This is a genomic window from Siccirubricoccus soli (assembly GCF_024178315.1).
GTDB lineage: Bacteria > Pseudomonadota > Alphaproteobacteria > Acetobacterales > Acetobacteraceae > Siccirubricoccus > Siccirubricoccus soli.
In genome coordinates this window covers 1-4,377 of sequence record NZ_JAMZIK010000276.1, presented here as the reverse complement: position 1 = coordinate 4,377, position 4,377 = coordinate 1, and the positions used below count along the sequence as shown (strand labels likewise).

The window sequence follows — 4,377 nt, the reverse complement described above, 5'->3', positions numbered from 1 at the left end:
GGCGCCGCCCGGCCCCGCCGGCCTGCTCGGCGGCGAGGCGCCTTCCCTGCCGCCGCTGCTGGCCGCCGCCGCCGCCGCCCTGCTCCCATCCCCCGACCCCGCCGCCGAGCTGACCCGCGCGCTGGCCGAGACCCTGCCGGCCCGGCTGGAGGATCCCGGCCTCGTCGCACCCGGCTATGACGGGGAGTTGGATGCGCTGCGCCGCCTGCGCGACGATGCCCGTGGCGCCATCGCCGCGCTGCAGCTCGACCTCGCCCAGGCCTGGGGCGTCGCCTCGCTCAAGGTGAAGCACCACCAGCAATTCGGCTATCTGGCGGAGATTCCCTCGGCCGCCGGGGAGAAGCTGCTGCGCGAGGCGCCCGCCACCGCCGGCGGCGCCTTCGCCCCCATCCACCGCCAGACCATGGCCAATGGCCACCGCTTCACCTGCGCCGCGCTGGCCGATCTCGACCGCCGCCTCTCGGACGCCGCCGAGCAGGCGGGGCGGCGGGAGCGGCTGATCGCCCGGCGGCTGCGCGAGCTCTGCCTCGAGGCGGCCCCCGGCATCGCCGCCGCCGCTGCGGCACTGGCCGAGATCGACGTCCACGCCGCCGCCGCGGAACTCGCCGCCGAGGGCGGCTGGTGCCGCCCCGAACTGACGGAGCGGCCGGAATTCTGCATCCGCTCCGGCCGCCACCCGGTGGTCGCCGCCGCCCTCGCCCGCGCCCGCGGCCCGGCCTTCGTGCCGAATGACTGCGACCTTTCGCCCGGCCGCCGCCTCTGCCTGCTCACCGGCCCGAACATGGCGGGCAAATCCACCTTCCTGCGGCAGAACGCGCTGTTCGCCATCCTCGCGCAGGCCGGCCTCTTCCTGCCGGCCGAGAGCGCCCGGCTTGGCCTGGTCGATCGCCTCTTCTCCCGCGTCGGGGCGGCGGACGACCTGGCCGGCGGCCGCTCCACCTTCATGGTGGAGATGGCGGAGACGGCGGCGATCCTGAACCAGGCCGGGCCCCGTTCCCTGGTGGTGCTGGACGAAGTCGGCCGCGGCACCGCCACCTGGGACGGGCTCGCGATGGCCTGGGCGGTGCTGGAGGCGCTGCATGACCGCATCCGCTGCCGCACCATCTTCGCCACCCATTTCCATGAGCTGACGGCGCTCTCCGGCAAGCTGCCCGAACTCAGCCTCGCCACCATGCGGGTGCGGGAGCATCGCGGGGAGGTGGTGTTCCTGCACAGCATCGGCCCAGGCGCCGCGGAGCGGAGCTGGGGGCTGCACGTTGCGCGCCTGGCCGGCGTGCCGCGCCCCGTCCTCGCCCGCGCGGCGGAGGTGCTGGCGGCGCTGGAGGCTCGGGCTCGCGGCCTCGACCCGCTGGCGGAGGAGCTGCCGCTCTTCGCCCGCCCCGCCGCGGCCGCCGCCGATGGCGCCATGCCCGTGCCTGAGCCTGCCTTGCCCCAGGCGGACCAGCATCCGGCGCTCGCGGCGCTGGCGGCACTGGACCCGGATACCCTTTCCCCGCGAGAGGCCCAGGCGGAGCTCTACCGTCTCCATGGGTTGCTCAATGGCACTGTCAAGCGGGATTGAGAGGGGCTATCCTGGTGGGAATGACCTCGCCCGCCGCACTCCCCGCCAGGGCTTCAGGCCAGCGCGCCGCGCTGGCCGAACCACCTTCCGTGATTCCCGATCTCATCGCCAGCCTCACCGCCGGCCAGGGCGGCCTGCCGCTACGGCGGGAAGTGGCGCTGGACCTGCTGCGCAGCCATCTCGGCCGCATCCAGCAAAGGGTGCAGGAGAGCTTCGAGGCGCATGAGCTCTCCGGCCTCGCCGCCGCCCGCTGGCTGGCGGCGCTGACCGATGGCCTGATGCAGGCCATCGAGACCTACGCCCTCGCCATGGTCCCGCCGCGCGACGCGGCGGAGGCGGCGGAACCCCGCTGCGCCCTGGTCGCCACCGGCGGCTATGGCCGCGGCGTCCTCGCCCCCTATTCCGACATCGACCTGCTCTTCCTCTCGGACCAGACGGCCGGGCCGCGCACCCAGCGGGTGGTGGAGTTCGTGCTCTACCTGCTCTGGGATCTCGGGCTGAAGGTCGGCCACGCCACCCGCTCCATCCGCGACTGCATGGAGGAGGCGGGGCGGGACACCACCGTGCTCACCGCCCTGGTCGATGCCCGCTTCCTGGCCGGCGACGCCACGGTGTTCGCGCGGTTCCAGGAGGTGTTCCACAAGCAGCGGCAGGAGCGCGGCCTCGGCCCCTATTTGGCCGCCAAGCGGGCGGAGCGCGCCGGCCGCCACGCCCGCTACGGGGACAGCCCCTATCTGGTCGAGCCGCATGTGAAGGAGGGGCGCGGGGGCTTGCGCGACCTGCAGACCCTCTACTGGCTCGCCCGCTATGCCTTCAACACCCAGCGCATGCCCGAGCTGGTGGGGCCGGAGAGCCCCGGCGGCGGGCTGCTGACGGAGCAGGAATCGCGCGCCATCCGCCGCGCCTGGAACTTCCTCTGGACCGTCCGCTTCCACCTGCACTACGTCGCCGGGCGGGCGGAGGAGCGGCTGACCTTCGACTTCCAGCCGGTGGTCGGCGCCCGCATGGGCTACACGCCCCGCGGCCGGCAGAACGGCGTCGAGCGCTTCATGAAGCACCTCTTCCTCACGGTGCGCGACGTGCTCCGCCTGACCCGCATCCTGGAGCCGGCGATCGAGCGGGCCGCGCTCGGACCCCCCGCCACCCGGCGCCAGGGCGATGCGGCGCTCGCCGAGGCCGGGCTCGCCTTCGCCGATGGCAAGCTGGTGGCCGCCCCGCCCAACCGGGACTTCTCCCGCGAGCCGATCCTGATGCTGAGGATCCTGAAGGCTGCGCGGGACCGCAAGCTGGAGATCCACCCCCTCGCCATCCGCGCCCTGATCCGCAACGCCCACCACGCCGCCCGCCTGCGGGAGATCCCCGAGGCCAACACCATCTTCCTCGATCTGCTGACCGGCCGCGATGCGGCGCAATGGCTGCGGCTGATGAATGAGGCGGGGTTCCTCTCCCGCTTCATCCCGGACTGGGCCCGGATCGTCGGGCTGATGCAGTTCGACACCTACCACGTCTTCACCGTGGACGAGCACACCATCGAGGCGATCGGCGTGCTGCAGCAGGTGGAGCGGAACGAGCTGCTGGAAGTCGCCCCCGTCGCCTCCGAACTCATCGGCCAGCTGCAATCCCGCCGCGCCCTCTACATGGCCGCCCTGTTGCACGACATCGCCAAGGGCCGCGGCGGGGACCATTCCGAACTCGGCGCCCGCATCGCCACCGAGCTCTGCCCGCGGCTCGGCCTGACGCCGGAGGAGACGGAGACGGTCTCCTGGCTCGTCCTCCACCACCTGCTGATCAGCCAGACCGCCTTCAAGCGGGACATCGAGGATCCGAAGACCGTCCTCGACATCGCCGACCTCGTCCAATCCCCCGAACGCCTCCGCCTCCTCCTCGTGCTGACGGTCTGCGACATGCGCGCCGTCGGCCCCAAGGTATGGAATGGCTGGAAGGCGACCCTGCTGCGCGAGGTCTATTGGCGCGTGGCGGAAGTGCTGGCCGGCGGGCTTTCGGTGCCGGAGCGGGACGTCCGCGTGGCCCGGGCGCGGGAGGCGGCGGCGGCCATGCTCGCCGCCTGGCCTGCCGCCGAGCGCGACAAATTCCTCGCCCTCGGCTACCCCGGCTATTGGCTGAGCTTCGATGCCGAGACCCATGCCCGCCACGCCGCCCTGATCCGCGAGGCGGAGGCAGGCCAGGCGCCGCTCACGGTGCGCACCCGCGTCCTCGAAAGCCGGGCGGTCACCGAGATCACCGTCTATGCCGCGGACCATCCCGGCCTGTTCAGCCGCATTGCCGGGGCGCTGGCCGTCGCCGGCGCCTCCATCGTGGATGCCCGCATCCATACGCTGACCAACGGCATGGCGCTCGACACCTTCTGGGTGCAGGACGCCATGGGTGGCGCCTTCGATGCGCCGCACCGCCTGGCGCGGCTCTCCGTGCTGGTGGAGCAGGCGCTTTCCGGCCGCCTGCGGCTGCGGGAGGAGATCCGCAAGGTGCGGCGGGAGCCGGCGCGGCTGCGCGCCGTGACCGTGCCGCCCCGCGTGGTCTTCGACAACCATGCCAGCAACACGCATACGGTCATCGAGGTGAATGCCCGCGACCGCCCCGGCCTGCTGCATGACGTGACGGCGGCGATCAGCGGGGAGGGGCTGCAGATCGCCTCCGCCCACATCACCACCTATGGCGTGCGGGCGGTGGACGTCTTCTATGTGAAGGACGTGTTCGGCCTGAAGGTGGAGAACGAGCGCAAGCTGGCGGCGCTGCGGGTGGCGATGGAGGCGGCGCTGGCGCCGCAGGCCGCCGATGGCGGCGGCGCCGTGCCGGCC

At 73.1% G+C, this 4,377-nt stretch carries 2 protein-coding genes; both read left to right on the top strand.

Features of this window, described 5'->3' with window-relative positions:
- Window positions 1-1,561, top strand: a 1,561-nt coding sequence (gene mutS / locus NJ376_RS28210; protein ID WP_252956677.1) for a DNA mismatch repair protein MutS, incomplete at its 5' end; no start/stop codon positions are given.
- 20 nt (window positions 1,562-1,581) lie between these two features.
- The coding region (locus NJ376_RS28205; protein WP_252956676.1) for a [protein-PII] uridylyltransferase at window positions 1,582-4,377 on the top strand (2,796 nt) is incomplete at its 3' end.